This window comes from Streptomyces hypolithicus, assembly GCF_052934925.1.
In genome coordinates this window covers 346018-370708 of record NZ_CM128811.1, presented here as the reverse complement: position 1 = coordinate 370708, position 24691 = coordinate 346018, and the positions used below count along the sequence as shown (strand labels likewise).

Annotated in this window: 26 protein-coding genes and 1 pseudogene; 16 read left to right on the top strand and 11 right to left on the bottom strand. The window is 72.7% G+C overall.

Annotated elements, in window-relative coordinates; genetic code table 11:
• The first annotated feature begins 11 nt into the window (after window positions 1-11).
• Complete coding sequence (locus ACU6WZ_RS01865) at window positions 12-308, top strand: gas vesicle protein K (RefSeq protein ID WP_447033804.1); 297 nt, start codon at window positions 12-14, stop codon at window positions 306-308.
• 21 nt (window positions 309-329) lie between these two features.
• On the opposite strand, the gene ACU6WZ_RS01860 is transcribed toward ACU6WZ_RS01865, so the two are convergent.
• Window positions 330-1835 (bottom strand): bifunctional phosphatase PAP2/diacylglycerol kinase family protein, encoded by a 1506-nt coding sequence (locus tag ACU6WZ_RS01860; RefSeq protein WP_447031351.1) that lies wholly within the window; start codon window positions 1833-1835, stop codon window positions 330-332.
• 98 nt (window positions 1836-1933) lie between these two features.
• Between ACU6WZ_RS01860 and ACU6WZ_RS01855 the strand changes: the two genes are divergently transcribed.
• Window positions 1934-2560 (top strand): TIGR03086 family metal-binding protein, encoded by a 627-nt coding sequence (locus ACU6WZ_RS01855; RefSeq protein ID WP_447031350.1) that lies wholly within the window; start codon window positions 1934-1936, stop codon window positions 2558-2560.
• 357 nt (window positions 2561-2917) lie between these two features.
• Here the strand turns inward: ACU6WZ_RS01855 and ACU6WZ_RS01850 are convergent, their stop codons facing one another.
• Window positions 2918-3457 carry a type 1 glutamine amidotransferase domain-containing protein gene (locus tag ACU6WZ_RS01850; RefSeq protein WP_447031349.1) on the bottom strand — a complete coding sequence of 180 codons (540 nt, stop codon included), beginning with the start codon at window positions 3455-3457 and terminating at the stop codon, window positions 2918-2920.
• Window positions 3458-3514: 57 nt separating this feature from the next.
• Window positions 3515-3892, bottom strand: coding sequence for a CBS domain-containing protein (locus ACU6WZ_RS01845; RefSeq protein ID WP_447031348.1), 378 nt, complete (start codon window positions 3890-3892; stop codon window positions 3515-3517).
• A gap of 192 nt (window positions 3893-4084) precedes the next feature.
• Here ACU6WZ_RS01845 and ACU6WZ_RS01840 point away from each other — a divergent pair, with 192 nt between their 5' ends.
• From ACU6WZ_RS01840 to ACU6WZ_RS01825, 4 genes are all read left to right on the top strand, one after another.
• Window positions 4085-4480 (top strand): phage holin family protein, encoded by a 396-nt coding sequence (locus tag ACU6WZ_RS01840; RefSeq protein ID WP_447031347.1) that lies wholly within the window; start codon window positions 4085-4087, stop codon window positions 4478-4480.
• Window positions 4477-4845, top strand: coding sequence for a DUF3618 domain-containing protein (locus ACU6WZ_RS01835; protein WP_447031346.1), 369 nt, complete (start codon window positions 4477-4479; stop codon window positions 4843-4845). Before ACU6WZ_RS01840 ends, ACU6WZ_RS01835 begins: the two co-directional genes overlap by 4 nt.
• Before the next feature lies 1 nt (window position 4846).
• Complete coding sequence (locus tag ACU6WZ_RS01830) at window positions 4847-5116, top strand: DUF4235 domain-containing protein (protein ID WP_447031345.1); 270 nt, start codon at window positions 4847-4849, stop codon at window positions 5114-5116.
• A gap of 201 nt (window positions 5117-5317) precedes the next feature.
• Window positions 5318-6157: an RNA polymerase sigma factor SigF gene (locus ACU6WZ_RS01825; protein WP_447031344.1), complete on the top strand. Its 840-nt coding sequence runs from the start codon at window positions 5318-5320 to the stop codon at window positions 6155-6157.
• Here ACU6WZ_RS01825 and ACU6WZ_RS01820 read toward each other — a convergent pair.
• Complete coding sequence (locus tag ACU6WZ_RS01820) at window positions 6057-7304, bottom strand: PAS domain-containing protein (protein ID WP_447031343.1); 1248 nt, start codon at window positions 7302-7304, stop codon at window positions 6057-6059. The genes ACU6WZ_RS01825 and ACU6WZ_RS01820 overlap by 101 nt on opposite strands.
• Window positions 7305-7363: 59 nt before the next feature.
• Here ACU6WZ_RS01820 and ACU6WZ_RS01815 point away from each other — a divergent pair, with 59 nt between their 5' ends.
• The 3 genes from ACU6WZ_RS01815 to ACU6WZ_RS01805 all read left to right on the top strand — a co-directional run bounded on the left by ACU6WZ_RS01815 (window position 7364) and on the right by ACU6WZ_RS01805 (window position 10578).
• Complete coding sequence (locus ACU6WZ_RS01815; protein ID WP_447031342.1) at window positions 7364-8077, top strand: ANTAR domain-containing protein; 714 nt, start codon at window positions 7364-7366, stop codon at window positions 8075-8077.
• 139 nt (window positions 8078-8216) lie between these two features.
• A complete protein-coding gene (locus ACU6WZ_RS01810; protein WP_447031341.1) occupies window positions 8217-9434 on the top strand; it encodes an aminotransferase class I/II-fold pyridoxal phosphate-dependent enzyme in 1218 nt (405 codons plus the stop codon).
• A 61-nt stretch (window positions 9435-9495) separates the two neighbouring features.
• Window positions 9496-10578 (top strand): MBL fold metallo-hydrolase, encoded by a 1083-nt coding sequence (locus ACU6WZ_RS01805; protein ID WP_447031339.1) that lies wholly within the window; start codon window positions 9496-9498, stop codon window positions 10576-10578.
• Window positions 10579-10590: 12 nt separating this feature from the next.
• Here the strand turns inward: ACU6WZ_RS01805 and ACU6WZ_RS01800 are convergent, their stop codons facing one another.
• Both ACU6WZ_RS01800 and ACU6WZ_RS01795 read right to left on the bottom strand, forming a co-directional pair.
• On the bottom strand, window positions 10591-11205 hold the full coding sequence (locus ACU6WZ_RS01800) for a DedA family protein (protein WP_447033802.1): 615 nt from the start codon (window positions 11203-11205) through the stop codon (window positions 10591-10593).
• A 32-nt stretch (window positions 11206-11237) separates the two neighbouring features.
• A complete protein-coding gene (locus tag ACU6WZ_RS01795) occupies window positions 11238-12011 on the bottom strand; it encodes an MBL fold metallo-hydrolase (protein WP_447031338.1) in 774 nt (257 codons plus the stop codon).
• Between the two features lie 152 nt (window positions 12012-12163).
• Here ACU6WZ_RS01795 and ACU6WZ_RS01790 point away from each other — a divergent pair, with 152 nt between their 5' ends.
• From ACU6WZ_RS01790 to ACU6WZ_RS01780, 3 genes are all read left to right on the top strand, one after another.
• Complete coding sequence (locus ACU6WZ_RS01790; RefSeq protein ID WP_447031337.1) at window positions 12164-12568, top strand: serine integrase family protein; 405 nt, start codon at window positions 12164-12166, stop codon at window positions 12566-12568.
• Window positions 12569-12713: 145 nt separating this feature from the next.
• Window positions 12714-14759 carry an alkaline phosphatase family protein gene (locus ACU6WZ_RS01785; protein WP_447033801.1) on the top strand — a complete coding sequence of 682 codons (2046 nt, stop codon included), beginning with the start codon at window positions 12714-12716 and terminating at the stop codon, window positions 14757-14759.
• Between the two features lie 108 nt (window positions 14760-14867).
• On the top strand, window positions 14868-15173 hold the full coding sequence (locus ACU6WZ_RS01780) for a 4a-hydroxytetrahydrobiopterin dehydratase (RefSeq protein ID WP_447031335.1): 306 nt from the start codon (window positions 14868-14870) through the stop codon (window positions 15171-15173).
• Between the two features lie 64 nt (window positions 15174-15237).
• Here the strand turns inward: ACU6WZ_RS01780 and ACU6WZ_RS01775 are convergent, their stop codons facing one another.
• Window positions 15238-16080 (bottom strand): Rossmann-fold NAD(P)-binding domain-containing protein, encoded by an 843-nt coding sequence (locus ACU6WZ_RS01775; RefSeq protein WP_447031334.1) that lies wholly within the window; start codon window positions 16078-16080, stop codon window positions 15238-15240.
• Between the two features lie 81 nt (window positions 16081-16161).
• Here ACU6WZ_RS01775 and ACU6WZ_RS01770 point away from each other — a divergent pair, with 81 nt between their 5' ends.
• Both ACU6WZ_RS01770 and ACU6WZ_RS01765 read left to right on the top strand, forming a co-directional pair.
• Window positions 16162-17154, top strand: a complete 993-nt coding sequence (locus ACU6WZ_RS01770) for an AraC family transcriptional regulator (protein WP_447031332.1) — start codon at window positions 16162-16164, stop codon at window positions 17152-17154.
• Entirely contained in the window at window positions 17151-18023 is an 873-nt protein-coding gene (locus ACU6WZ_RS01765; RefSeq protein ID WP_447031331.1) for a class I SAM-dependent methyltransferase, read from the top strand. Before ACU6WZ_RS01770 ends, ACU6WZ_RS01765 begins: the two co-directional genes overlap by 4 nt.
• A gap of 21 nt (window positions 18024-18044) precedes the next feature.
• Here ACU6WZ_RS01765 and ACU6WZ_RS01760 read toward each other — a convergent pair whose 3' ends face one another.
• The 4 genes from ACU6WZ_RS01760 to fdhD form a co-directional block, all read right to left on the bottom strand.
• A complete protein-coding gene (locus ACU6WZ_RS01760; RefSeq protein WP_447031330.1) occupies window positions 18045-18539 on the bottom strand; it encodes an RICIN domain-containing protein in 495 nt (164 codons plus the stop codon).
• A 133-nt stretch (window positions 18540-18672) separates the two neighbouring features.
• Entirely contained in the window at window positions 18673-19509 is an 837-nt protein-coding gene (locus ACU6WZ_RS01755) for an aldo/keto reductase (RefSeq protein WP_447031329.1), read from the bottom strand.
• 74 nt (window positions 19510-19583) lie between these two features.
• Window positions 19584-21383 carry an AMP-dependent synthetase/ligase gene (locus ACU6WZ_RS01750; RefSeq protein WP_447033799.1) on the bottom strand — a complete coding sequence of 600 codons (1800 nt, stop codon included), beginning with the start codon at window positions 21381-21383 and terminating at the stop codon, window positions 19584-19586.
• 254 nt (window positions 21384-21637) lie between these two features.
• Entirely contained in the window at window positions 21638-22534 is an 897-nt protein-coding gene (gene fdhD, locus ACU6WZ_RS01745; protein ID WP_447031327.1) for a formate dehydrogenase accessory sulfurtransferase FdhD, read from the bottom strand.
• Between the two features lie 257 nt (window positions 22535-22791).
• Here fdhD and ACU6WZ_RS01740 point away from each other — a divergent pair, with 257 nt between their 5' ends.
• The gene (locus tag ACU6WZ_RS01740) at window positions 22792-23739 is read left to right on the top strand and encodes a beta-ketoacyl-ACP synthase III (RefSeq protein WP_447031326.1); all 948 of its coding nucleotides are present in this window, start codon (window positions 22792-22794) and stop codon (window positions 23737-23739) included.
• 281 nt (window positions 23740-24020) lie between these two features.
• A pseudogene (locus ACU6WZ_RS01735) lies at window positions 24021-24611 on the top strand (ROK family protein); the annotation flags it as partial.
• Window positions 24612-24691: the final 80 nt, after the last annotated feature.

Genomic DNA, 24691 nt, shown 5'->3' with positions numbered 1-24691 from the left:
ACAGCACCCAGGTGAACAGCAGCACCGAAGGCGGCCGCCGGGTGGAACTCGACGCCGACACCGTCGAGCGCGACCTCGTCAAGCTCGTGCTGACGGTGGTGGAACTGCTGCGCCAGCTGATGGAGCGGCAGGCGCTGCGGCGAGTGGAGGCCGGCGACCTCACCGAGGACCAGGAAGAGCGGATCGGGATGACCCTGATGCTGCTGGAGGACCGGATGGACGTGCTGCGCACTCGGTTCGGCCTCGAACTGGAGGACCTCAACATCGACCTGGGGCCCCTGGGCCCGCTCCTGCCCAGGGGCGAGTGAAGCCGCGGCGAGGGGTGCTGCTCAGAGGGGCATCGGACGGTAGACGGTGAGCGCCTCGTCGACCTTGTCGATGACGAACTCGGCAGGCGCCTTGGCCACTTCACCGTCGAACAGCGTCCCCGGAGCCAGCCCGGAGATCCACACCTTGCGCATCCGCTGAGCCGCGTGCACGGGCGAGCGGCTCAGCGGACCCGCGAGGGCGGCGGCCAGCAGCCGCAGTCCGGGCAGCCGGCCACCGTGCACCACGCGGATGTCGAGCCGTCCGTCGGCCATGTCGTAACGCCGGCCGGGGGTGAGGCTCATGCGCTGGTACATGCCGTTCCCGGCGAACAGCATCCACAGGGTCCGCGTGCGCCGCTTGTGCTCGCCGATGTCCGCCTTCAGCGGCCGCTCGCCGCGCAGCACCTCCGCGGCGCCCAGCACGCCCGCCGGCCAGCCGCCGATGCGCGGGGCCCAGCGTTCCCTGATCCGTACCAGCTCCGGATAGACGCCCAGGCTGAACGTGTTGATGAAGTGCCCCGGCGCGCCGTCCTCCCCGGGGCCCGGTGTGAACCGGCCCAGATCCACCCGGACGGCGTCCCCGGCTGCCAGGGCCCTCGCGGTGTCGTGGACCTCCTCGATGCCCAGGTCGTACGCGAAGTGGTTGAGGGTGCCGCCGGGAAAGACGGCGAGCGGCACCTTGTGGCGGACCGCGACGACTGCCGCGCGGTTGACCGTGCCGTCGCCGCCGCAGACCCCGAGCGCCCGGCCCTGCTGCGCCGCCTTCTCCAGCGCGGCGGACATCCCCTCGGGCTCGCACTCGACGATCTCGGCGCGCGGCAGCGCGTCCCGGATCAGCGAGGCCTTGGCGGCCGCCGAACCGGACCGTTTGTTGACGACGACGATCAGGTCCTGGCCGCCGGGGAGCCTGGGCGCGTCGGTGTGCGGGCGGCCGGGGGCGGGAATCTGCCCCCTCGTCGGTACGAGCCCGCGCACCGCGAAAGCGGCGCCGACACCGAGCGCCGCGCCGACCAGAACATCACTCGGATAGTGCGCGCCCGTGTAGATGCGGGAGAAGGCGACCGAGGCCGCCACCGGGGCCACCACGGCGCCCCACCCAGTGGACTCCAGCGCGACACCCGTCGCGAACGCCGCCGCGGACGCCGAGTGGCCCGAGGGGAACGACGTGGTGATCGGCTGGCGCTTCAGCTGCCGGATCAGCGGCACCGCGTCCAGGACCGGCCTGACGCGGCGTACCGAGCGCTTGCCCAGGGTGTTGACGGTCAGGGAGGCCAGCGCCAGGGAGGCGACCCCACGCACCGCGGCCCGGCGAGCTTTGGCGCTGCCGCTGAACGCGGCGATGCCGGCGGCGGTGCCGAACCACAGCACGCCGTGGTTCGCCCCGTGGCTCAGGCGCGGCAGGACGCGGTCCGCGCCGGGCCAGTGCCGGGTCGCGACGCCGTCGAAGACCGCCCGGTCGCGGGAGGACAGCCAGTCGGCGATCCGCTTGGGAGTGCGACGCCGGTCTTGCGCATTCGGTGAAGACATGGCACGCGGATACCCGGCGCGGGGGCCCCCGAATCCAGCGGCGCGCCGGGAGGTCCGACATGTCCCACGCACGTACCCGAAGGTGAACGATGAACACCATGAACACCACGAACACGATGCCGGAAGGCATGAACCCGCTCCTCGCGCGCCAGAACGAGGCCCTCGCCTACTTCGGCGAGCGCGTGCACGCCGTACGCCAGGACCAGTGGGAGCTGCCCACACCCTGCACCGAGTGGTCGGTGCGTGATCTCGTGACCCACCTCACCGTGGAACAGCTGTGGGTGCCGCCGCTGGTGGCCGGGCGCACCATGGAGCAGGCCAAAGACGGATTCGGGTTCGACATCGACGGCGACGTACTCGGCGACGACCCGGCCGCTGCCTGGGACCGGGCGGCCGAGGGCGCCCGCGCCGCGTTCGCCGGGGCCGGGGCACTGGAGCGATCGGTCCGCCTGTCGTACGGGCAGACCGAGGCCGCCGCCTACTGCGCGCAGATGGTGAGCGACGCGGTCGTACACGCCTGGGACCTGTCGCGGGCGATCGGCGCGGACGAACGGCTGCCGCGGGAGCTGGTGGACTTCGCGGCGCGCGAGGTGGGGCCGTACTCGGCCGAGCTGGAGAAGAGCGGCCTGTTCGCCGCCCCGGTGGAACCGCCCGCCGCGGCCGACGTACAGACCAAGCTCCTCTCACTGCTGGGGCGCCGGGTCCAGGAGGCGCCTCAGGGCTAACGGCCTGGTGCGCGATAGGGGACGGGCCCGCGACGCGGGCTACGGCACCTCGCCGCGTTGGCGAAACGCCCTAATAGCTCCGCTATGAGGACGGGGTGTCCGGTCGGTCTCCGTGGGAGAAGGAGCGGGGCGCGGTGCGTGCAGCTGCAAGGCGGAGGAGGGAGGCGACGCGGAGCGTCGCCGACCGACGACAACGCCGGAGGGGGTCCCCCCTGGCCCTTAAGGCCTTGGGGGCGTGCGTGCCACGCCCCGCGACGCCGCGGAGATCGACCGGACACCCCCTTACGGCCTGGTGCGCGATAGGGGGCGGATCAGCCCGCGGCGTCGGATGCGGTGCATCGCAAGGCGGCGGAGCCCCTAGGCGGAACCCGCGAACTCGGCGGTGAAGGTGTCGCAGAACGCCTTGAGGTCGTCCGGCTTGCGGCTGGTGATCAGCTTCGAGGGCGCCGAGTCGCACACCTTCACCTGCTCGTCGACCCAGGTGGCTCCCGCGTTGCGGATGTCCGTCCGCAGGCTGGGCCAGGAGGTCAGGGTCCTGCCGCTCAGCACGTCCGCCTCGATCAGGGTCCACGGCGCGTGACAGATCGCCGCGACCGGCTTGCCCGCCTCGAAGAAGCCGCGTACGAACGCCACGGCCTTCTCGTCGGTGCGCAGGAAGTCGGGGTTCGCTACGCCGCCGGGCAGGACCAGGGCGTCGTAGTCACCGGGGGACGCGTCGCCGACCACGTCGTCCACGGGGAAGGTGTCGCCCTTGTCGAGGTGCTGGAACGCCTGGATGGTGCCCCGCTTCGTGGAGACCAGCCGGGGGGTGTCGCCCGCGTCGGTCACCGCCTGCCAGGGGTCGGTGAGTTCGACCTGCTCGACGCCCTCCGGCGCCACCAGAAACGCGATGCGCATGATGTGCTGCTCCTCAGATAGTGGTGCTGTGCTGTGCTGCTCCTGCGTGAACGTCCCTCAGAAGCCCGTGACCGCGGCGAGGTCGCCGAGGCTCACCAGGCCCAGCAGCCGGCCGTCCTGGACCACCGGGATCCGGCTGATCTCGTGCTGACGCATCAGGCCGACCGCCGTCGCGATCTCGTCGTCGGGGCCGACGGACACCGTGGCCGGTGTGCACACCGACTGCGCGCTGACCGTCAGCGGGTCCACGCCGTCGGCAACCGCGCGCAGAGCGATGTCCCGGTCGGTGAGCACACCGATCAGCTGGTCGTCCTGCGCCACCAGCACATCACCGATGTCCTGCGCGCGCATCAGCTGCGCCGCTTCCACAAGCGAGGCGTCGGGTCGTACGGCTCCGATTCCCGCCGTCATGACTTCCCTCACCAAATGGACCATGGCTGTCCGCCTCATCTCTCTTCACTCGCGTCGTCGCGTCGCGTCGTCGCATCGGCCATGGGCGCGAGTACCCGTCGCGCGCAGGACAAACATGCCGTAACCGGTTTCGGGTTTACGTCCCGCCGACGGGGAGACCCGCAGCTGCGTCCACTGAGAGCCAGTGGCGACTACTCCCCACGGAGGCGAACCACCTTGCCGGAGTCGGCCGATCCATCGGCAGCTGAACTGGTCAAGCGGGCGTCCGAGCAGGTTTCCGAGCTCGTTCGGGAAGAACTCCGGCTCGCCGGCACCGAAATGAAGATGAAGGGCAAGAAGGTGGGGCTGGGCGGCGGCCTCTTCACAGGCGTGGGCCTGACGGCGTTCCTCGCCCTGCAGGCGCTCGTCGCCACCGCCTTCGCCGCGCTGGCAGTCGCCCTGCCCGTATGGGCCGCCGGGCTGATCGTGACCGGCGTACTGACCGCGGTGGCCGCAGTCCTCGCACTGCTCGGCAGGAGCAAGACGCGCGCCGCGACGCCGCTGGCCCCCGAGGAGGCCGCCCGAAGCGTCAAGACCGACATCCAGACGATCAAGGAGAGTGCATCACGATGACGCAGAACGAGACGCCGAGCGGGGCCGCGCACGGCGAGGGGAACGACCCGGCGAACGGTACCGAGGGCGCCCGCCTCCGCGTCGAGCAGGCCCGTGAGCGCCTCGGCGAAACGGTCGAGCAGCTCGCGGCCAAGGCCGACGTGAAGAGCCGTACGCAGGCCAAGGCCGCCGAGGTCAAGGACCGCGTACAGGAGAACGCGACCCGCACCTCGCAGCAGGTCCAGGCACGCACCCCCGAACCTGTGCTGCAGGCCGCCTCGCAGGTGGCCGGCGCCGCGCGCCGCCACCTGGGCCCCCTGGTCGCGGTGGGCGCCGTAACCGTCGCCCTGCTGGTCGTTGCCCGGCGACGCGGAAGGAGGCGCTGACATGGCCGCGATAGGCAAGGTCCTGTACAAGCCGGCCGGAATGGCCTTCGGCATGGCGGGCGGGATGCTCGCGGGCATGGCGTTCCGCCGGCTGTGGAAGACCGTCGCCGGCGAGCGGGAGGCGCCCGCGCCGATGGACCGGTCCCGGCGCTGGCGGGAGATCCTGCCGGTGGCGGCGCTGGAGGGTGCGACCTTCGCGGTGGTCCGGGCGGCGGTGGAACGCGGCGGGGCGACCGTCGTGTACCGGACGACCGGCTACTGGCCGAACTGACCCCCGCAGCCCGCCCGTACGCGGTTCCCTGAACGGTTTGGCAGACGGAGGGCGGGGCACGCGAACCACGTGCTTCGGACCGGAGGCACGTCCGTGGGAGCGGCCCCGCTCGCTCCGGGCGTGCCATGTCCCGAAGCCCCCTGTGGCCCTTCCCCGCGGTGACACCCATCCGTCTGCGCCGTTCAGGGAGTTGCAACAACGATGCGTACATCCGCTCACGGAACGCACCCCCACCACGACGCCCCCGACACCGCCGCCGAGTTCCGCCTGCTGTCGTCCCTGCCGGACGGCGAGGAGCGCGAAGCCGTACGCCGGCGGGTCGTCAACGCCTGGCTGCCGATGGCCGACCGTCTCGCGGGCCGGTTCCGCAACCGGGGCGAGGCCATTGAGGACCTGCGTCAGGTGGCCGCGCTCGGCCTGGTCAAGGCGGTCGACCGGTACGACCCGGACCACGGCTCGGCGTTCGAGAGCTACGCCGTGCCCACCATCACCGGTGAGATCAAGCGCCACTTCCGCGACCACATGTGGACGCTCCACGTGCCGCGCCGCGTCCAGGACCTCCGCAACCGGGTCCGCGCCGCCGACCGCGAGCTGGCCCAGACGGTGTCGGGGCGTCCCCCCACGGTCGCCGAGATCGCCGAGCAGGCCGGCATGACCGAGGACGAGGCCCGCGCCGGCCTCGAAGCCCTCGATTCGTTCACGGCGCTGTCCCTGGACGCCCAGCTGCCGGGCACGGCAGACGGGTACTCGCTCGGGGACGCCCTCGGGGGACCCGACGCGGCCCTCGAAGTCGTCATCGACCGCGAGGCCGTCAAGCCGGCCCTGGGCAGGCTCCCGGAACGCGAGAAGAAGATCCTCTACATGCGCTTCTTCCGCGACATGACGCAGAGCCGCATAGCCGAGGACCTGGGCCTCTCCCAGATGCACGTCTCCCGGCTGCTCAGCCGCTGCTGTACCCGTCTGCGGAACGAGGCGCTGCGCGACGAGCAGCTGCCGGACGCCGCACAGCGAGCGCCACATGGCGCGACATCAGGTCCATGACCTGACCCTCCGCCATGGAGAAAGCCCGCCGGGGCCCCGTACGCAGCAGCGTGAGCACCCCCTGTACGGGGCCGGGGGACCCGGTGGACCCCCCGGGGCCCGGTGAGGTCAGCGGCACGCACAGCAGCGAGGTGACGTCCGCCCGTACGAGCACTGGGTCGCCCGCTGTGTCCCGGCCGAAGCCGTCCACGTCCTCCGGACGCACCTGAAGGCTCGCCGAGCCGCCCCGCGCGGCCTCCACGACCACCGGGCAGCCGGCCGGATCCTGTCCCGTCACCGCTTCGGCGAGCGCGGCCGCGTCCGGGCCGGCCGGCCCGAGCACGGCAGTGCGGCTGAGCGCCGGGCCGGCCACGGCGTCGGCGACCACCCAGTCGGCGAACCGCCCGTGCAGTACCCGCGCCGCCCCCGCGAGCGCCGCCTCCTGGTCGCCGGGCGCTACGGACAGCAGCTCGGTGGTCATCGCGTCGACGAGATCCAGCAGCTCCGCGTGGCGCGTGATCTCCGACAGATCGGGCAGCCGGGGCCGTCCCACCTTGGTCGCCGCGTCCCCGGCGGGCAGCGCCCCGGTCGCCGGAAGCACCACCGTGGAGACACCGGACTGCAGGACGAGCAGCACCGCCGGATGCTTCTCGTCCGGCGGGCGCAGCGCGCTCAGCGTGGCCAGCAGCCGCATCTGGGGGCGTTGCTGGAGATGTACCGTCAGGCTCCGGTCACCCTCACCGCGTGCCACCGCCGCGGCCTGCGAGCGGAACGCGGCCCGGTCCCCGGGGCTGAGGAGCGCCGCTACCGGCCGCCCCGCCGCGTACCCGGCGCGCACGCCGGTGAGCCCGGTGGCCGCGAAGTTCATCCGGCGTACGACGGTGTCCTTGTCCATCAGCACGGCGGGCATCGGCAGCCGCTGGAACAGCGCCTTCAGGAGTATCCGTTCCTGGCGTTCCTGCCGGTCGGGGGAGGCCGCGCCGGGCGCGGCCGCCTTGAGCTGCTCGTACCGCGGCCACAACGTGTCGGCCACGTGCCGGAGTTCGAAGAGCGCCGCGTCCAGGACGGCCAGGTGCTCGGCGGGCGGCAGCGCACGGGCCGCCGCCAACTCGCCGACCCGTCTCACGAAATCCGCGAGTTCCGTGCCGAGGTCGTCCGTCTGCGTCATACGAGAAAGCTAACCGGTGCCGCTGTTTCGCGGACCGGGTGGCGGGAAGCCGCTCAGTCATGCTGACCGAGCCGGACGTTCAGGGGCAGGAACCCGACGCCGCCGTTCGCACGATGTCGGAACTGGCCCGGCAGGCGGCTCGCTGCGCCCCTGCCTGCTGCGGCGCCGTGGCGACGATCGCGGAAGGCGGGGCGGAGCGCGGTACGACCGCCACCCATCCGGACCTGGCCGCGCTCGCCGCCGTCCAGCTCGCGGTCGGCGACGGGCCCATCCCGGCGGCGCTCGACCGGGGCGAGACGATGGTCGCCGCCGATCTCCTGACCGAGGAACGCTGGCCCCGGTACCGGGCGCTGGCGCTCGACTCCGGGGTCCGCGCCAGCGCCACCATCCCGTTCTGCCGCACCGGAATCGAAGTCACGGTCAGTCTCTACAGCTTCCGCCCCGGCCCCCTGGATCACACCACTTCCTGCTCCGTGGGCGCCCTCGGCGAGCAGGTCACCGCGAGCCTGGTCCGCGACCGCCGCTATCGGGCGGCTCTCGCCGAGGTCGACCAGTTGGAGACGGCGCTGCGCTCGCGTGCCTCCATAGACCAGGCCAGCGGCATCGTGATGCACGTGCTGCGCTGCGACAGCGACGAGGCGTTCGGGGTACTGCGGCAACTGTCGCAGCGCTCGAACCGCAAGCTGGCGGATGTCGCGGACGCGGTCGTCGCCGACCGGGGCCACCGCCTGGAGGGCACACTGGCCCACCTGCGCCCCGGCGGCGCCCGATGACACCGGGCCACCCGCCGACCGCGCAGCCCGGCACCGCCGCTCAGCCCGGCACCGCCGCGCACCGAAGGCGCGCCGCAGCAACCCCCCGTATAACCGTATGAGAGTGCACGGTGAGCCGACGGGGCGCGGAGGTGGCGGCATGCGGCGGACGGTCGACGAGGGGCGCGGCCCGGTCCGGTTCACTCCGCCCGCCCCGGGCACGGGACTGCCGGTCCTGCCGGAACTGGTTGCGGTCCTCGCCGCCGCGGCGGGGCGCACCGAACCCGAACCGTTCGGCGGCGGGCCCGTCCTGCGGGGCGCGGCCGCCGCGTACTGGCTGCGCCGGGGGCTGCACGTCGATGCGGGGTGCGTGGTGGTCGCGCCCGGCGCACAGACCCTGCTGTTCGCGCTGATGGCCGCATACGGCGGCGACGTGCTGCTGCCGCGCCCCTGCCCCGCCTGGTGGGTGCCGCAGGCGACGATGCTGGGCCGGGCTTCCTACCATGTGCCGACGCCGGCCGAGTGCGGGGGCGTACCCGACCCGTTCGCGCTGCTGGAGACCGTACGACGGGTCCGCGGCGAGGGCGGCGATCCGCGTCTGCTGCTGCTCTGCGTCCCCGACGACCCGACCGCGACCGTCGCCCCGCCGGAACTCGTGCACGAGGTCTGCGAGGCCGCGGTCTCCGAAGGCCTGCACATCATCAGCGACGAGACGTGGGGCGACACCCTGCACCGGTCGCAGGAGACGGTGTTTCTCAGCCCGGCCGAGATGTTCCCCGCCGATGTGACGGTTATCGGCGACCTCGCGGGCGCGTACACCCCGGCGGCCTGGCCCGTCGCCATGGCCCGCTGTCCCCTCACCGGCCCCGGCGCCGCCCTGCGTGACAGGGCCCTGGACCACCTGGCCGCGACCGGCGCCGTGGTGCCCGGCCCCGTCGCCGAGGCGGCGGCGTACGCGCTCGGCGAGCTGGAGCCCGTCACCGCCGCGGTCACAGCGGGCGCGGCGCTGTACGGGCGGGTGGCCGCCGCCGCCTGCCGGGCGGTCACGGCGTCCGGCGCGCTCGCCCGCCCCCCGCAGGCCGGCCGACACCTGTACGCCGACCTCGGCCCGCTGCGCGCCGGCCTCGCCGCGCGCGGGGTCACCGACTCCATGGACCTGGAGGAGTACCTGAGCGAGCGCCTCGGCGCACCCGTCCCCGGCGGCCACCGCTTCGGGGACGAAATGGGCGCCCTGCGCGTCAGGATCGCGACGGCTCCGCTCATCGGGGCAACCCCCGAGCAGCGACTGGAGTCCATCAGATCAGCGAGCCCACTGCAATTGCCCCATGTGGCCGGAGCGTTGAGGGCGTTCGGATCGGCCTTCGACGAACTTCGATGACGGTGAGAGGTGAGGACACCACCTCCCACGCCGGCCCACGCCACCGAACGGAGCCCCCTCAATGCCCCAGACGCAGCCGCCGGCCGAGCGCTCCCTCGCCGACCCTGCCCCCGTCGCCCCCGACCTCACGCACCAGGCACCCGCCGCGCCCGCACCCGCCGCGCCCGGGCCCCACGTCCCCGCCCCGCCGCGACCGCTCGGCGAGATCCGGACCTGGCCCCGGTCCTTCGTCGACCGCCTCACCGCACCGCTGCCCGGCGTCAGGGCGCTCGCCAGACTCGCCCGCGAGGGCGGAATGTGGCCCCGGCCGGCGGCGCTGCACGACGTCGCCCTGCTGCCCTACGAGCCCGCGCCGCTGCCCGCCGCCTCGCTCTCCACCGTCGCCGTCTCCTGGGCGGGCCACGCGAGTTGGATCGTGCGCGTCGGCGGGCTCACGGTCCTGACCGACCCCGTCTGGTCCCGCAAGATCCTCGGCACCCCCGCTCGGGTCACACCCGTCGGCGTCCCCTGGGAAGACCTCCCGCAGATCGACGCCGTCGTCATCAGCCACAACCACTACGACCACCTGGACGCCCCCACCCTCAAGCGCCTCCCCGCCGACACCCCGCTCTTCGTCCCTGCGGGGCTGGCCCGCTGGTGCCGGCGCCGGGGCTTCACCAAAGTCACCGAGCTTGACTGGTGGGAGGCCGCCGAACTGGGCGGCGTACGCTTCGACTTCGTCCCCGCCCACCACTGGAGCAAGCGTTCCGTCACTGACACCTGCCGTTCCCTGTGGGGCGGCTGGGTCCTCACCGACCAGCGGGAGCGGCGCGTCTACTTCGCCGGCGACACCGGCTACGGCCACTGGTTCAAAGAGATCGGCGCCCGCCACCCCGGCATCGATCTGGCGCTGCTGCCGATCGGCGCGTACAACCCCCGGTGGTGGCTCAGCGACGTGCACGCCGACCCCGAAGAGGCCGTACAGGCGTGTCAGGACCTCGGAGCGGCGCGCATGGCGCCCATGCACTGGGGCACGTTCGTGCTCTCCGCGGAGCCGGTCCTGGAGCCGCTGGCCCGGGTGCGCGCCGCCTGGGAAGAGGCCGGTCTGCCCCGCGAGGACCTGTGGGATCTGCCGGTCGGCGGCGCCCGCGTGCTGGCGCCCTGACGGCGCGGCGCGTCACGTCCGCCGTATCCGCCGCCACGCCGCCGGGGCCCCGCTGATCAGCAGCGCCAGGGCCACCGCGGCGACCACGCCCTGCCACGGCTCGGGGAACAGTGTGCCGCCGAGGATGCCGATCAGCTGGTACGCCGCCGCCCAGGACAGGCACGCCGGTACGTCGCCGCGGGCGAACCGCCGCATGGGCATCTCGGCCAGCAGGCACGCCAGCATCACCGGGATCCGGCCGGCCGGGACGAGCCGCGAGAGCACCAGCACCCGCGACCTGTGCTCGGTGAGCCCCCGCCGGGCCCGTTCGAGGTGGTCGGGCGCGGCCCGGCCGCGCAGGGTCTGAAGCCATTTGGAGCCGTTCTTCGAGCGGACCCCGCGCAGGCCGAGCCAGTACAGGCCGATGTCGCCCAGGAACGCGGCGGACGAGGCCAGGGCGAAGACGACCAGCAGCGCGAACGGGTCGCTCTGGTGGAACGCCACCACCGAAGCCGTACTCACCAGCGCCCCCGTCGGCACCACGGGCAGCAGCGCCCCCAGCACCACCAGCAGGAACAGCGCGGGGAAGCCGATCGCCTGCTGCGTCGTCTCCTGCGGCACCTGGCCGGCCTCGCCCACCCGCGCCACGAACTCCTGCACGCTGTGCAGGGCGGCCTGTATCACCGGCCCGCCTTGGCCCACACGCTCTCGCCGTGCCCGAGCTTGTGCACCGCGACCTCCGGGGCGAGCCGCGCGGCCTGCCGGACGAACTCGTCGCCCGGGGCGTGGAACTCGTGCGGCCTGACCGCGTCCATCCCGATCGGCCAGTACGTGCCGTAGTGCACCGGCACCGCGACCCCCGGCGCGAGCCGGGAGAGCGCCTGCGCCGCCCGCCCCGCGTCCAGATGCCCGGCCCCCAGCCACGGCCCCCAGCCGCCGACCGGCAGCAGCGCCACGTCGACGGGCCCGACGGCATCGGCCATGCCGTCGAAGAGCCCGGTGTCCCCGGCGAAGTACGTCCGGGATTGGCCGGTGACGACGTAGCCGAGCGCCTGGCAGCGCTGCGGCCCGACCGGCAGCCGCCGCCCGTCGTGGAGCGCCGGAACCGCCCGTACCACGAGATCCTTCACCCGTACCTCGTCACCGGGCTCCACCTCGGTGACGCGCAGCCCGGTGAGCCTGCGCAGCCCCGGCACGGCCGGGGCGGCGCCGCGCGGCACGAGCAGTACCGTGCCGGGAGCGAGGCGGGCCAGCGACGGCAGATGCAGATGGTCGGAGTGCAGATGCGAGACGAGCACCGCGTCGGCGACGGCCGCCTCGGGCGGCGGGAGCGCGCCACGCCTGCGGCGCAGGTGCGCCAGGCGCCGTGCGAACAGCGGATCGGTCAGCACCCGGGTCCCGGAGTCCGCGATGGTGCAGGTGGCATGACCCCACCAGGTGATCTCCACCGGCACGTACGGCCTCCTTCGCTGTGTGTGTGTGCGTGTGCGTGTGCGTCGGCTGCTGCGTGCTGTGCGTCTGCGTGTACGAGCGTAGGCCGTGCCGCCGCCGGGCGGCACGACCGGAGTAAGGTCTGCGGCGACGGTCGGCACGGGGGGACATCGGCATGGACGGCGTACGAGTGGCGGCCATCGCGAGCCTGACTCCGCTGGAGGAGCTCGACAGCGACCCGTTCGTGGTCGACACCCGCAGCCAGCAGGTCATGTGCGCGCGCTGGGCCGCCGACCAGGGCTACGCGGTCACCCGGCAGTTGTTCTTCTACGGCATGCGGCCCGACCACCCCGGCCTGTGGGCGGACGTCGAGGCCGGGGTGGTCGACCTCTTCGTGGCGCCCAACGAGCGGGTGCTCGCGCGCGCACTGACCTCGGTGGCGGACTTCGCCGCGGAGTGCGAGCGCCGCGGCGTACGGCTGGAGACCGTGGGCCTCGACGAGCCGGTGTACAGCGCGGCCACGAAGGCGCGCGTGCACCGCAGACTGTCGATGCCGACGGCCGGCTACGACGGCTGCTGATCCCGCACACCCGTTGTGCCAGGCTGGGGGAGGGCCGGGGCGCGGCCCGGAACGTGAGGTGGGCGGCGTGGTCGGACGGCGATGGCGTAGCGCGGGAAGCACCGTGCTGCGGGTGGTCACGGTGTGGGCCGTGTCCACGCTCACGATGCTGGCGCTGGCCGGTATCCTGCCGGACTTCCAGCTCCAGGACACCACCGGTGACGACGACAGCATCACCCGTGTCGCGCTCAGCGCGGTGTGGGGCGCGGGCGCGTTCGGCCTCCTCGGCGCCCTGGTCTGGCCGCTGGCCGTACGGGCGCTGCTGCTCGTGCCCGCCCTGGTCCTCGGCCTGCTCGCGTTCTTCCTGAACGGCTCGCTGCTCCTGCTCGCGCTCAGCCTCATACCGGACGGGCGCGGCGAGTCCGACCCGCAGACCGCGGTGGTCGTCGCCGCCGTCATGTCCGCCGTCGCCTCCGCGACCTCTGGAGCCCTCGCGGTGCGCGACGACGAGGCGTACCGGCGCAGGCTCTCCCGGCTCGCGCACCGCGACCGAAGACGGGGCGGCGGTGACGACGACGGGCGCAGCGGGCTGCCCGGCACGCTGTTCATACAACTCGACGGTGTCGGGCACGACGTGCTGCTCCAAGCGGTCGGCGACGGGCTGATGCCGACTCTCGCAGGCTGGCTCGGCGGCGACGAACCCACGCACCGCCTCACGCCGTGGCGCACCGACTGGTCCAGCCAGACCGGTGCCAGCCAGCTCGGCATCCTGCACGGCTCCACCTACGACGTCCCCGCCTTCCGCTGGTACGAGAAGGAGAGCGGCGAGGTCGTCGTCTCCAGCCGGCCGGCCAGTGCGGCCCTCATGCAGCGCCGCGCGATCGAACGCACGGGCGATGGTGGCCTGCTCACCTTCGACGGTGCGAGCCGGGGAAACCTCTTCAGCGGCGGCGCCGACCAGCTCGCTCTCGTCCTGTCCATCGCCGCCCGGCGCGGCCGGTCCAACCGCTCCCGCGCCGGCTACTTCGCGTACTTCTCCGACCCGGCCAACGCGGTACGTACCGCCATGTCCTTCGTCGCCGAGGTGGGCCGGGAGATGGGCCAGTCCACGCGCGCTCGGCTGCGCGGGGACAGCCCGCGGGTCAGGCGCGGCGGCCTCTACCCCTTCATCCGGGCCTTCGCGACGGTCCTCGAACGGGACGTGGTGGTCGCCGCCGTCCTCGGCGACATGCTGGCCGGCCGCACCGCCGTCTACGCCGACCTCGTGGCGTACGACGAGGTGGCGCACCACTCAGGGCCGCACAGCGCGGACGCCCTACAGGTCCTGGCGCGGCTCGACCGGTCGCTCGCGCTGATCGCCCGGGTCGCCGAGCACGCCCCGCGCCCGTACCGGATCGTCGTGCTCTCCGACCATGGGCAGAGCCCCGGGGAGACCTTCGAGGGCGCCTACGGCCTCACCCTCGCGGACCTGGTGCGGGCCGGCTGCGGGCTGCCTGTGCCGCGCCGCGCGGCCCGCACCGTCAGCGGCTCGGAGGCCCGCGACGCGGTCTGGGCCGCACTGCACCGGCCGGTGGCAGGCAGCGCGCAGGAGCGCCCCGAGCCCGGGACCGACCCCGTCGTGCTGGCCTCGGGCAACCTGGGGCTGATCTCCTTCCCCGACGCGGCCGGCCGGGCCACCCGCGAGCAGATCGACCGGCACCACCCCGCGCTGCTGACGACGCTCGCCAACCACCCCGGCATCGGCTTCCTGCTCGTACGCAGCGAGGAACATGGCGCACTGGTGCTCGGGCCGGGCGGCGGCGAGCTGCGGCTGGACGACGAGGGGACGGGCGACACGGGGCCGCTGGCGGTGTTCGGCCCGGGCGCGGCCGACGCGGTGCGCAGGGCCGATACGTTCCCGCATGTCGCCGACATCATGGTCAACTCCTGGTACGACCCGGCCACCGGGCGGGTGCACGCCTTCGAGGAGCAGATCGGTTCGCACGGCGGCCTCGGCGGCGAACAGGCCCGCCCGTTCCTGGTGTCGCCCTATGTCCTGTCCCCGCCGGTCGCCGACGGCCACGAACTGGCCGGCGCCGAGCACCTGCACCGGGTGCTCCGGCGCTGGCTGCGCGAGGGCCAGGGCCCCCAGGTCCCCTTCCTGACAGCGAAGCCTGCTCAGACGGAATCGGATGCGGAACCGAACGCGGAACCGGAGCCCGAATCCGCCTGAACCGGCGGAGTTCCCTCCACCGCCTGCCCAGTGGATCCGCAGCCCCGCGTCTCCGGCCGTGGGGTGGGAAACTTATCAGCGTCGACGCACCGCGAGAGGAGCCCCGCCATGCCCACCGAGCCTTTGTCGCAAAAGGAGATCGAGGACCGTCTCCGCGAACTCCCCGGCTGGTCCCTGGAGGACGGCCGGATCGCCCGTACGTACCGCCTCGGCACGCACTTCGCCGGGGCGGCGCTGGTCGTGCACGTCGCCCGGATCCAGGACGAACTCGACCACCACAGCGACCTGGCCCTCGGCTACAACACGGTGTCGCTGACCGTCAACACGCACAGTGCGGGCGGCGCCGTCACCGACCTGGACTTCGAACTCGCGCGCCGCGTCGAGGAGATCGCCCCGGCGCACGGCGCGAGCTGACGCCCGCCGTGTCCGGCGGATCAGGGCCGCCACTTCTCTGGCCCTGATCCGCCGGACAGGGTCCTTACGACCTTTCCCACGCCCCGGCGGCGGCCGCCTCGCGGGCGAAGTCGGTGAAGTCCCTGGGCGCGCGGCCAAGGACACGCTCGACGCCATCCGTCACGTGTGCGTTGTGGCCGTCCAGCAGCATGGTGAACAGCGCCGCCAGCCACTCGGCGTCCGGCCCCGGCATCCCGTACTGCCGCAGCAGCGCCGCGTACTGGGCGCCGGACACCGGCACGTACCGGACCTCACGGCCGGCCGCCTTCGCGATCTCGGCCGCCACCTCCTCGAACGTCAGCAGCCTCGGGCCCGTCAGCTCGTGCACCAGACCGGCGTGCCCGTCCTCGGTGAGCGCCGCGACCACCACGTCCGCCAGGTCGTCGGCGTGCACCCACGGCTCCGCCGTCGCGCCGCCGGGGAAGGCCACCTCACCGGCGAGGACTCCCTCGGCCATCGCCCCCTCGCTGAAGTTCTGCGCGAAGAAACTGGCCCGTACGACCGTCAGCCCGTCGCCCGACGCACCCCGCAGCGCCTCCTCCGCCACCACCGCGTCCGGCTCGCCGCGCCCCGACAGCAGGACCAGGCGCCGCACCCCTTCCTCCTTCGCGATCCGCCCGAACGCCCCGACCGCTTCCGCCGCGCCGGGAGCCGCCAGGTCCGGGTAGTACGCCACATACGCCGCGTCCGCGCCCCGCAGCGCCGGACCCCACGTCGACTCGTCCTCCCAGTCGAAGCGGACCCCGCCCTTGCGCGACCCGGACCTGACGTCCAGCCCGAGCGCGGACAGCCGCTCGACGACCCGGCGGCCGGTCTTGCCCGTACCGCTCGTCACCAACACCGTTGCCTGCTTCATGTTTTCTGTCATGCCTCAAGGCTGCCCGCCCACGGCTGGACGGGCCATGCTCGAAAGCCTCAGTTCCATACGTCTGCGTCTACGCTGGACCGCATGGACGCACTAGCGGGTCTTCTGGAAGGGCCGCGCGCTCGTGGCGCCTTCCTGCTGCGGGCCGTGCTGGATCCCCCGTGGGCGGTACGCATCGAGGACCGTGCCCCGCTCTCCCTGATGTGCGTGACCCGCGGCGACGCCTGGGTGCTGCCCGACGGCGGCGCACCGGTGCGGCTACGCCCCGGCGACATCGCCGTGGCGCGCGGTCCCGCGCCGTACACCTGCGCCGACGATCCGGCGAGCCCGCCCCGCGCCCTGATCCGGCCCGGCGGGGTGTGCAGCACGCTGCGGGGGGAGCCGCTGTCGGACACGATGCACCTGGGCGTACGGACCTGGGGCGACAGGCCGGACGGCGCCTCCGCCATGCTGATCGGCACCTACCAGCTGGCGGGAGAGCTCGGTGGGCAGCTCCTCGACGCGCTGCCGCCGCTCCTCCACCTGCCCGCTGAGCTGTGGAGGTGCCCGCTGCTGCCGGTCCTGGAAGACGAGATCACCAAGGACGAACCGGGCCAGAGCGTGATGCTGGACCGGCTGCTGGACCTGCTGTTGATCGCCGCCCTGCGCGCGTGGTTCTCCCGGCCGGAGGCCGAGGCCCCGGGCTGGTACGTGGCCATGGGCGACCCCGTCGTGGGCCGGGCCCTGCGCCTCATGCAGAACGAACCCGCGCACCCCTGGAGCGTCGCCGAACTGGCCGCGCAGGCCGGCGTCTCGCGGGCCGCACTGGCCCGGCGCTTCACCGACCTGGTGGGGGAGCCGCCCATGACCTACCTCACCGGATGCCGGGTCGCGCTCGCCGCCGACCTGCTGCGCCAGACCGGGGCGACGGTGGGTTCGGTGGCCCGTAAGGTCGGCTACAGCGGGTCTTTCGCCCTCAGCGCCGCGTTCAAACGCGTCCGGGGGGTGAGCCCGCAGGAGTACCGAGCGGGCAGCGTTTTGCCGCAACGGCAAGAAGGTTCGCCGAAAGAGCGAGAGGGCGCCACAGTGGACGCATGAGTCCTCACCACGAACACCACTCCACCGACTTCGACTGGGACGCGCTCGCCGTGCACTTGGAACACGAGGCCGAGGTCCACACGCCCGTGTACGAGCAGGCCGCGGCCCGGATCGCCGAGCGCTTCCGCGGGCCACAGGGCGTACGCCGCGTCCTGGACATCGGCAGCGGGCCCGGCCTCATCACCTGCCTCCTCGCCGAGGCGTTCCCGGACGCCGAGGTGGTGGCCGTCGACGGCACCCCCGCCCTCCTTGAGCGCGCCCGGGCGCGGGCGGACCGCTCGGGCCTGGGAGAGCGGGTGCGTACGCACGTCGCGGAACTCCCCGACGACCTCGACCCGTTGGGTGAGGCGGACGTGGTCTGGGCGGCCAACGCCCTGCACCACGTCGGCGACCAGCGGGCCGCCCTGGCCGGCTTCGCGGGGCTGCTGCGCCCCGGCGGCATGGTCGCGCTCATCGAAGGCGGCCTGCCGACGCGCAACCTGCCCCGCGACATCGGGATCGGCAGGCCCGGCCTCCAGGCACGCCTGGAGGCCGTGTCCGCCGACTGGTTCACCGAGATGCGGGACGCGCTGCCCGGCGCGAAGCCGGAGGTGGAGGACTGGAGCGCACTGCTGGCTGCCGCCGGGCTGACACCGGACGGCAGCCACAGCTTCCTGCTCGACCTGCCGGCGCCGCTGTCCGCGCTGGCGCGCGAGCTGGTCGTCGAGGGATTCACGCGGCAGCGGGACGACTTCGGCGACGCCCTGACGGCCGACGACGCGGCGACGCTCGACCGGCTGCTGGACCCGCTGGACGAGGCGGGCCTGCACCGGCGCCCCGACACCTTCGTGCTCGCGGCGCGCACGCTGCACCTCGCCCACCGCGCCTGATGAGCGGCGGCCGGCGGGGTCCTACGGGGTGATCACCGGCTCCAACTGCCACCACTGGCCTGGGGAGTCGGTGTCCTCCCACTGCTGTACGTTCGCGCCGTCGTCCATGGAGCCGTCGGCCACCTCCAGCAGCAGGCCGCTGACCCAGCTGATCAGCGTGACCCGGCCCGGCGCGTCCAGGTGCTGCTCGACGATCCACTCCTGGGCGCCGAAGTTGTTGGGCTTCCACTGCTGGATGTTGGCGCCGTTCTCGGTGGACGCCCCGGCGACGTCGAGCCGCTTGCCGCTCGCCTCGTTCACCAGGTGGTAGAGCCCGCCGCCGCTGTGCACGGCGGACAGCTGCCACCGCTGCGCCGGCGACTCGGTGTCCTTGCCCTGCTGGACGTTGGCGCCGCTGCCCTTGTTGCCGCCGTACACCTCCAGCAGCAGCCCGCTGCCGACGTTGCGCAGCCGGTACGGGCCCTCGGAGACCGGCTGCGGTCCAGGCGGCGGCGGAGTGGGACGGGGCGTGGCCATGCGGGCGATTGTACGGCGGCGTGCACAGCCGCCCTCAATTCACCCGCACGGCCACGGGCGTTGCCCTGCCCTTGTCCTGCCGACAGGCGCCTGGACGACGCTCCTCACTGGGCAAACACTGCCGGACGCGGCACTAGGCGTCGTAGTCGAACGTCGCGGGGTCGGGGCCCAGCCGCTTGCCCTCGTCGAGCGCGGCGAACGCCGCCATGTCGTCGGCGTCCAGCTCGAAGTCGAACACGTCGAGGTTCTCCTCGATCCGCGACGGGGTAACGGACTTGGGGATCACGACGTTGCCCGTCTGGAGGTGCCAGCGCAGCACCGCCTGCGCCGGAGTCTTGCCGTACTTGCGGGCCACCGCCACGACCGTCGGCACCTCCAGCAGGCCCTTGCCCTGGCCGAGCGGCGACCAGGCCTCGGTGGCGATGCCGTGCTCGGCGTGGAAGGCGCGGGACGCCTCCTGCTGGAGCTGCGGGTGCAACTCGATCTGATTGACCGCGGGCACGATTGACGTCTCGCCGATCAGGCGCTCCAAGTGCTCGGGAAGGAAGTTGGAGACGCCGATTGCCCTGGCGCGGCCCTCCGCGTGGATCTTCTCGAACGCCTTGTAGGTGTCCACGTACGCGTCCTTGGCGGGCAGCGGCCAGTGGATGAGATACAGGTCGACGTAGTCCAGCCCGAGCCTGGTCAGCGAGTCGTCGAAGGCACGCAGCGTGGCGTCGTAGCCCTGGTTGGTGTTCCACAGCTTCGTCGTCACGAACAGCTCGTCGCGGGCGATGCCGGAGGAGGCGAGGGCTTTGCCGGTGCCCTTCTCGTTCTCGTACGCCTCTGCCGTGTCGATGCTCCGGTAGCCGGTGCGCAGTGCCGTGCCCACGGTGGACTCGGCCTCGTCGTCAGGCACCTGCCATACGCCGAACCCGAGCTGGGGCATCTCGACGCCGTTGTTCAGAGTGAGGGTGGGGGCCTTGCTCACGAGCGATCGGTCCTTACGTCGTCGGCTGGTACTCCCATCGTCAACGATCACCGCCCATCACGCATTCCCGCCCGTCAGCGGTAGAGCGCGTCGATCTCCAGCGTGTACGCCGTCTCGATCGCCTTGCGCTTGAGTTTCAGCGACGGCGTCAGCAGCCCCTGGTCCTCGCTGAACTGGTGGGCCAGTATCCGAAACGTCCGGATCGACTCGGCCTGCGAGACCAGGGTGTTCGCCGCCACCACCGCGCGCCGCACCTCCGTCTCCAGGTCGGGGTCGCGGACCAGGTCGGCCGGGTCCATCGGCGGCTTGCAGCGCATTTCGAGCCAGTGCTCGACGGCCTCCTGGTCGAGGGTGACGAGCGCCGAGATGTACGGCCGGTCGTTGCCGACGACGATGCACTGGGCCACCAGGGGATGCCCCCGTACCCGCTCCTCCAGCCCGGTCGGTGACACGCTCTTGCCGCCGGACGTCACCAGGATCTCCTTCTTCCTGCCGGTGATCGTCAGATAGCCGTCGTCGTCCAGCGCGCCGATGTCGCCCGTGGCCAGCCACCCGTCCCGCAGCACGGCGTCGGTGGACTTGGGGTCGTTCAGGTAACGGGAGAAGACCTGACCGCCGCGCAGCCAGATCTCGCCGTCCGCGGCGATGTGCACCGACGTGCCGGGCAGCGGCAGCCCGACCGTGCCGAAGCGGGTGCGCTCGGGCGGGTTGGCGGTCGCGGCCGCCGTCGTCTCGGTCAGGCCGTACCCCTCGAAGATCGTCACGCCGGCGCCGGCGAAGAACAGGCCGAGCCGCCGGTCCATCGCCGAGCCACCCGACATGGCGTGCCGCACCCGGCCGCCCATCGCCTCACGGACCTTCGCGTACACGGCCTTCTCGAAGAACTGGTGCTGGAGCCGCAGCGCGGCCGACGGTCCGGGGCCGGTGCCGAACGCGCGGTGCTCCAACGCCTCGGCGTAACGCACCGCCACCTCGACGGCCTTGTCGAAGGGCGCGGCCTTGCCGGCCGACTCAGCGGTGCGCCGCGCACCGCTGAAGACTTTCTCGAAGATGTACGGCACCGCCAGGATGAACGTCGGCCGGAACGCCGCCAGGTCGGGCATCAGCGCGTGCGCCGTCATCACCGGCTGATGCCCCAGCTTGACCCGGCCGCGTACCGCCGCGACCTCGATCATCCGCCCGAAGACATGCGCGAGCGGCAGGAAGAGCAGCGTCGACGACTCATCGCCCGGCCGGGAGTGGAACACCGGGTCCCACCGGGCCAGCGCGGTGTCGGTCTCGTACATGAAGTTCGCGTGGGTGAGCACGCACCCCTTGGGGCGGCCCGTGGTGCCCGACGTGTAGATCACAGTGGCCACGGAATCCGGGGTCACCGCCCGCCGGTGCCGGTGCACCACCTCGTCGTCGATGTGCGCCCCTGCCCTGGTCAGCTCGGCCTCCGCGCCCGTGTCCAGCTGCCACAGCCGTTTCAGCTGCGGAAGCCGGTCGACCACCGAGCCGATGGTCATCGCGTGGTCCTCGTGTTCGACCACGCACGCCGTCACGCCGGCGTCGTGCAGCGTCCAGAAGACCTGCTCGGTAGAGGCCGTGGGGTAGATCGGCACCGGCTGCGCCCCGACCGTCCAGAGCGCGAAGTCGAACAGCGTCCACTCGTAGCGCGTACGCGACATGATCGCCACACGGTCCCCGAAGCGCACCCCGTGCGCCAGCAGGCCCTTGGCGACGGCCAGCACCTCGTCCCGGAATTGGCCCGCGCTCACGTCGTGCCAGTGCCCGTCCGCGTCCTTGCGTCCGAGCACGACGCGGTACGGATCCTCCTCGGCGTGGTCGAACACGACGTCCGCCAGCCCGCCGACCTGAGGCGCCGCCGCCATGGGTGGGACAGTGAACTCGCGCAATGATGCTCCTTGTGACGCTCCGCACAGCGCCGTGACGCTACCCCAAGGGAGCGGCCCGCGGGAGGGGGTCGCGAAATCCCGCTGGGTGTGCATACGCACAGGTCAACACGTGGAAATGGGTCACACGGGGAAGGCCTGGGCGCACTCCTGACCGGCGAGTAAGTATGGTGCGCGGGAATCTCCACCAAACCTGTACGCGACCCGCCCCTCCAGCCCACCGATAGGCGCCGTCAGCCCTGACCCGCCCCGTCCGCCCGGCGGGCACTCTCAGGCCCCTCCACGCGCCCAGCCCCCTTACGGCCCCACACCACCCGCTCCGCCCCCGCGTACACGTTCATGCTCGGACCGCGCAGGAAACCCACGAGCGTCAGCCCCGTCTCGGCCGCCAGATCCACGGCCAGCGACGACGGCGCGGAGACCGCCGCCAGGAACGGGATTCCGGCCATCACCGCCTTCTGCGCCAGCTCGAACGACGCCCGCCCCGACACCAGCAGCACCGCCCGTGACAGCGGCAGCGCGCCACCGCGCAGGGCGCGCCCGACGAGCTTGTCGACGGCGTTGTGCCGGCCCACGTCCTCCCGTACGTCCAGCAGCTCGCCCTGCTCCGAGAAGAGCGCCGCCGCGTGCAGACCGCCCGTGGCCTCGAACACCCGCTGTGCCTGCCGCAGCCGGTCCGGCAGCACCGCGAGCAGCTCCGGGGGCAGCCGCAGCGGGGGAGTGTCGGCGATGGGGAAGCGGGCGGTGGTGCGCACCGCGTCCAGGCTGGCCTTGCCGCACAGCCCGCACGACGATGTCGTGTAGACGTTGCGCTCCAACGTGATGTCGGGCACGGGCACGCCGGGGGCGAGCGTCACGTCCACCACGTTGTACGTGTTCGAGCCGTCCTCCGTCGCCCCGGCGCAGTACACGATCGACCGCACGTCGTCGGCGGAGCCGAGCACGCCCTCACTGACCAGGAAGCCCGCCGCCAGCGCGAAGTCGTCGCCCGGTGTCCGCATGGTGATGGCGAGCGGCCTGCCGTTCAGCCGGATCTCCAGCGGCTCCTCGGCCACCAGCGTGTCCGCCCGCGCGGACACCGAACCGTCCCGCACCCGGATGACACGGCGGCGCTCGGTGACCCGTCCCATGGTGAATCAGTCCCACTTCTTTATGATCAGCACTGCTCTACTTGCCGGTAACCAGGGAACCGACACACCCCTGATGTCATTGTCCGGCACCGCGCCCCACCCGAATCGCCCCAGCCAGGCACACTGGGGACTGTCCTGTCAGCAGGAAGCTCCAAAGACCCGGGTGCGAATCCTGTCGGTTCACGTGCCCTCGTACCCGTCGGTCGCAAAGAACACTGGGTCGTTCCGACTGTCCGCAATGAGGGGTGGAACCGCACATGACCGGCTCACGAGTCGTCGCGCTCGGGCACTATCAGCCCGCCCGGGTGCTCACCAACGACGATCTGGCGGCCATGGTCGACACCAGTGACGAGTGGATCACCAGCCGGGTGGGCATCAAGACCCGCCATGTCGCAGGCCCCGACGAGCCTGTCGACGAGCTGGCCGCGCACGCGGCCGCCAAGGCGCTCGCCGCCGCCGGCCTCGTCCCCGCCGACATCGACCTCGTCCTGGTGGCCACCTCCACCGCGATCAACCGCTCCCCGAACATGGCCGCCCGGGTCGCGGCCCGCCTCGGCATGCCCTCGCCCGCCACGATGGACCTCAACGTCGTCTGCGCCGGTTTCACGCACGCCCTCGCCACGGCCGACCACGCCATACGGGCCGGATCCGCCACCCGCACCCTGGTCATCGGCGCCGACAAGATGGCCGAGATCGCCGACTGGACCGACCGCAGCACCTGCGTCCTGCTCGGCGACGGGGCCGGCGCCGCGGTCGTCGAGGCGTGCCCGGACGGTGACGAGCCCGGCATCGGCCCGGTGCTGTGGGGATCGGTTCCGGAGCTGGGCCATGCCGTACGGATCGAGGGCACGCCCCCGCGCTTCGCTCAGGAGGGCCAGTCTGTCTACCGCTGGGCCACCACCCAACTGCCGCCGATCGCCCGCAAGGTGTGTGAGCGGGCCGGAGTCACCCCGGAGGAGCTGGCGGCGGTCGTCCTGCACCAGGCGAACCTGCGGATCATCGAGCCCGTCGCGCAGAAGATCGGTGCGGTCAACGCGGTGATCGCCCGCGACGTCGTCGACTCGGGCAACACCTCGGCCGCCAGTATTCCCATGGCCCTGTCCAAGCTGGTCGAACGCGGCGAGATCGAGTCCGGCGCCCCGGTGCTGCTGTTCGGCTTCGGCGGGAATCTCTCGTACGCCGGACAGGTCATCCGCTGCCCTTGACGTGAACCGGGGCTTGGGCCTTGAGCGGGGTCCGCTGAGGCGGGGGTGGCTGCGGGGTCGGTGCCGTGTCGGGGCGTCTCCTCGGGTGTCGAACGTTCGGGGGGTTGTGCTGTGCGGCCATGCTGTGTTCGACACCCTGCGGGGAGCACCCCGCCACGTCCCCTCCCGGCAGCTCGGGGAGTTGGGCGGGGTCCTCCGAAGGGGGCGGGGCCGGGATGGAAGCAAACGGCTTTGTCCTCGGTGTGGAGAAAGTTGCGGCTGATTCCTGCTCAACTTCTTCCTCCCGCTCGGTGGCGGACTTCCTCTGCGTCAAGATCGGCACCGGTATCGGCTGCGGCATCGTCGTCGGAGGTGAGGTCTACCGGGGTACGACCGGCAGCGCCGGCGACATCGGCCACATCCAGGTCGAACCGGAGGGCCGCGCCTGCGCCTGCGGCAACCGGGGCTGCCTGGAAGCCCACTTCAGCGGCGCCGCGTTGGCCCGCGACGCCGAGGACGCGGCCCGCGCCGGGCGGTCCGAGGAACTGGCCGCCCGGCTCGACGCCGGGGGCCGGCTCACCGCGGCCGACGTCGCCGCGGCGGCCGCCGCGGGCGACGCCACCTCGCTCGACCTGATCCGCGAGGGCGGCAACCGCGTCGGCCAGGTCATCGCCGGACTCGTCTCCTTCTTCAACCCCGGGCTAGTGGTCATCGGCGGCGGAGTGACCGGCCTCGGCCACACCCTGCTCGCCAGCGTCCGCACCCAGGTCTACCGCCAGTCGCTGCCGCTGGCGACCGGCAACCTGCCCATCGTCCTGGGCGAGCTCGGCCCTGCCGCCGGAGCGATCGGCGCGGCCAGGCTCATCAGCGACCACCTGTTCTCGCCGGCCTGATCCACGGGTCGGCGTCCGCACCCCGTAACAGCACGCGAACGGCACGCCTGAGTCTGCCCTGCCCGCATCACACCGCGCCC

What these genes read in the sequence shown, in the direction of transcription:
- ACU6WZ_RS01860 (WP_447031351.1), bottom strand. Translation starts at nt 1,835, where the DNA reads ATGTCTTCACCGAATGCGCAAGACCGGCGTCGCACTCCCAAGCGGATC.
- ACU6WZ_RS01855 (WP_447031350.1), top strand. Translation starts at nt 1,934, where the DNA reads ATGAACACCACGAACACGATGCCGGAAGGCATGAACCCGCTCCTCGCG.
- ACU6WZ_RS01850 (WP_447031349.1), bottom strand. Translation starts at nt 3,457, where the DNA reads ATGCGCATCGCGTTTCTGGTGGCGCCGGAGGGCGTCGAGCAGGTCGAA.
- ACU6WZ_RS01845 (WP_447031348.1), bottom strand. Translation starts at nt 3,892, where the DNA reads ATGGTCCATTTGGTGAGGGAAGTCATGACGGCGGGAATCGGAGCCGTA.
- ACU6WZ_RS01835 (WP_447031346.1), top strand. Translation starts at nt 4,477, where the DNA reads ATGACGCAGAACGAGACGCCGAGCGGGGCCGCGCACGGCGAGGGGAAC.
- ACU6WZ_RS01830 (WP_447031345.1), top strand. Translation starts at nt 4,847, where the DNA reads ATGGCCGCGATAGGCAAGGTCCTGTACAAGCCGGCCGGAATGGCCTTC.
- ACU6WZ_RS01825 (WP_447031344.1), top strand. Translation starts at nt 5,318, where the DNA reads ATGCGTACATCCGCTCACGGAACGCACCCCCACCACGACGCCCCCGAC.
- ACU6WZ_RS01820 (WP_447031343.1), bottom strand. Translation starts at nt 7,304, where the DNA reads ATGACGCAGACGGACGACCTCGGCACGGAACTCGCGGATTTCGTGAGA.
- ACU6WZ_RS01815 (WP_447031342.1), top strand. Translation starts at nt 7,364, where the DNA reads ATGCTGACCGAGCCGGACGTTCAGGGGCAGGAACCCGACGCCGCCGTT.
- ACU6WZ_RS01810 (WP_447031341.1), top strand. Translation starts at nt 8,217, where the DNA reads ATGCGGCGGACGGTCGACGAGGGGCGCGGCCCGGTCCGGTTCACTCCG.
- ACU6WZ_RS01805 (WP_447031339.1), top strand. Translation starts at nt 9,496, where the DNA reads ATGCCCCAGACGCAGCCGCCGGCCGAGCGCTCCCTCGCCGACCCTGCC.
- ACU6WZ_RS01790 (WP_447031337.1), top strand. Translation starts at nt 12,164, where the DNA reads ATGGACGGCGTACGAGTGGCGGCCATCGCGAGCCTGACTCCGCTGGAG.
- ACU6WZ_RS01785 (WP_447033801.1), top strand. Translation starts at nt 12,714, where the DNA reads ATGCTGGCGCTGGCCGGTATCCTGCCGGACTTCCAGCTCCAGGACACC.
- ACU6WZ_RS01780 (WP_447031335.1), top strand. Translation starts at nt 14,868, where the DNA reads ATGCCCACCGAGCCTTTGTCGCAAAAGGAGATCGAGGACCGTCTCCGC.
- ACU6WZ_RS01775 (WP_447031334.1), bottom strand. Translation starts at nt 16,080, where the DNA reads ATGACAGAAAACATGAAGCAGGCAACGGTGTTGGTGACGAGCGGTACG.
- ACU6WZ_RS01770 (WP_447031332.1), top strand. Translation starts at nt 16,162, where the DNA reads ATGGACGCACTAGCGGGTCTTCTGGAAGGGCCGCGCGCTCGTGGCGCC.
- ACU6WZ_RS01765 (WP_447031331.1), top strand. Translation starts at nt 17,151, where the DNA reads ATGAGTCCTCACCACGAACACCACTCCACCGACTTCGACTGGGACGCG.
- ACU6WZ_RS01760 (WP_447031330.1), bottom strand. Translation starts at nt 18,539, where the DNA reads ATGGCCACGCCCCGTCCCACTCCGCCGCCGCCTGGACCGCAGCCGGTC.
- ACU6WZ_RS01750 (WP_447033799.1), bottom strand. Translation starts at nt 21,383, where the DNA reads ATGGCGGCGGCGCCTCAGGTCGGCGGGCTGGCGGACGTCGTGTTCGAC.
- fdhD (WP_447031327.1), bottom strand. Translation starts at nt 22,534, where the DNA reads ATGGGACGGGTCACCGAGCGCCGCCGTGTCATCCGGGTGCGGGACGGT.
- ACU6WZ_RS01740 (WP_447031326.1), top strand. Translation starts at nt 22,792, where the DNA reads ATGACCGGCTCACGAGTCGTCGCGCTCGGGCACTATCAGCCCGCCCGG.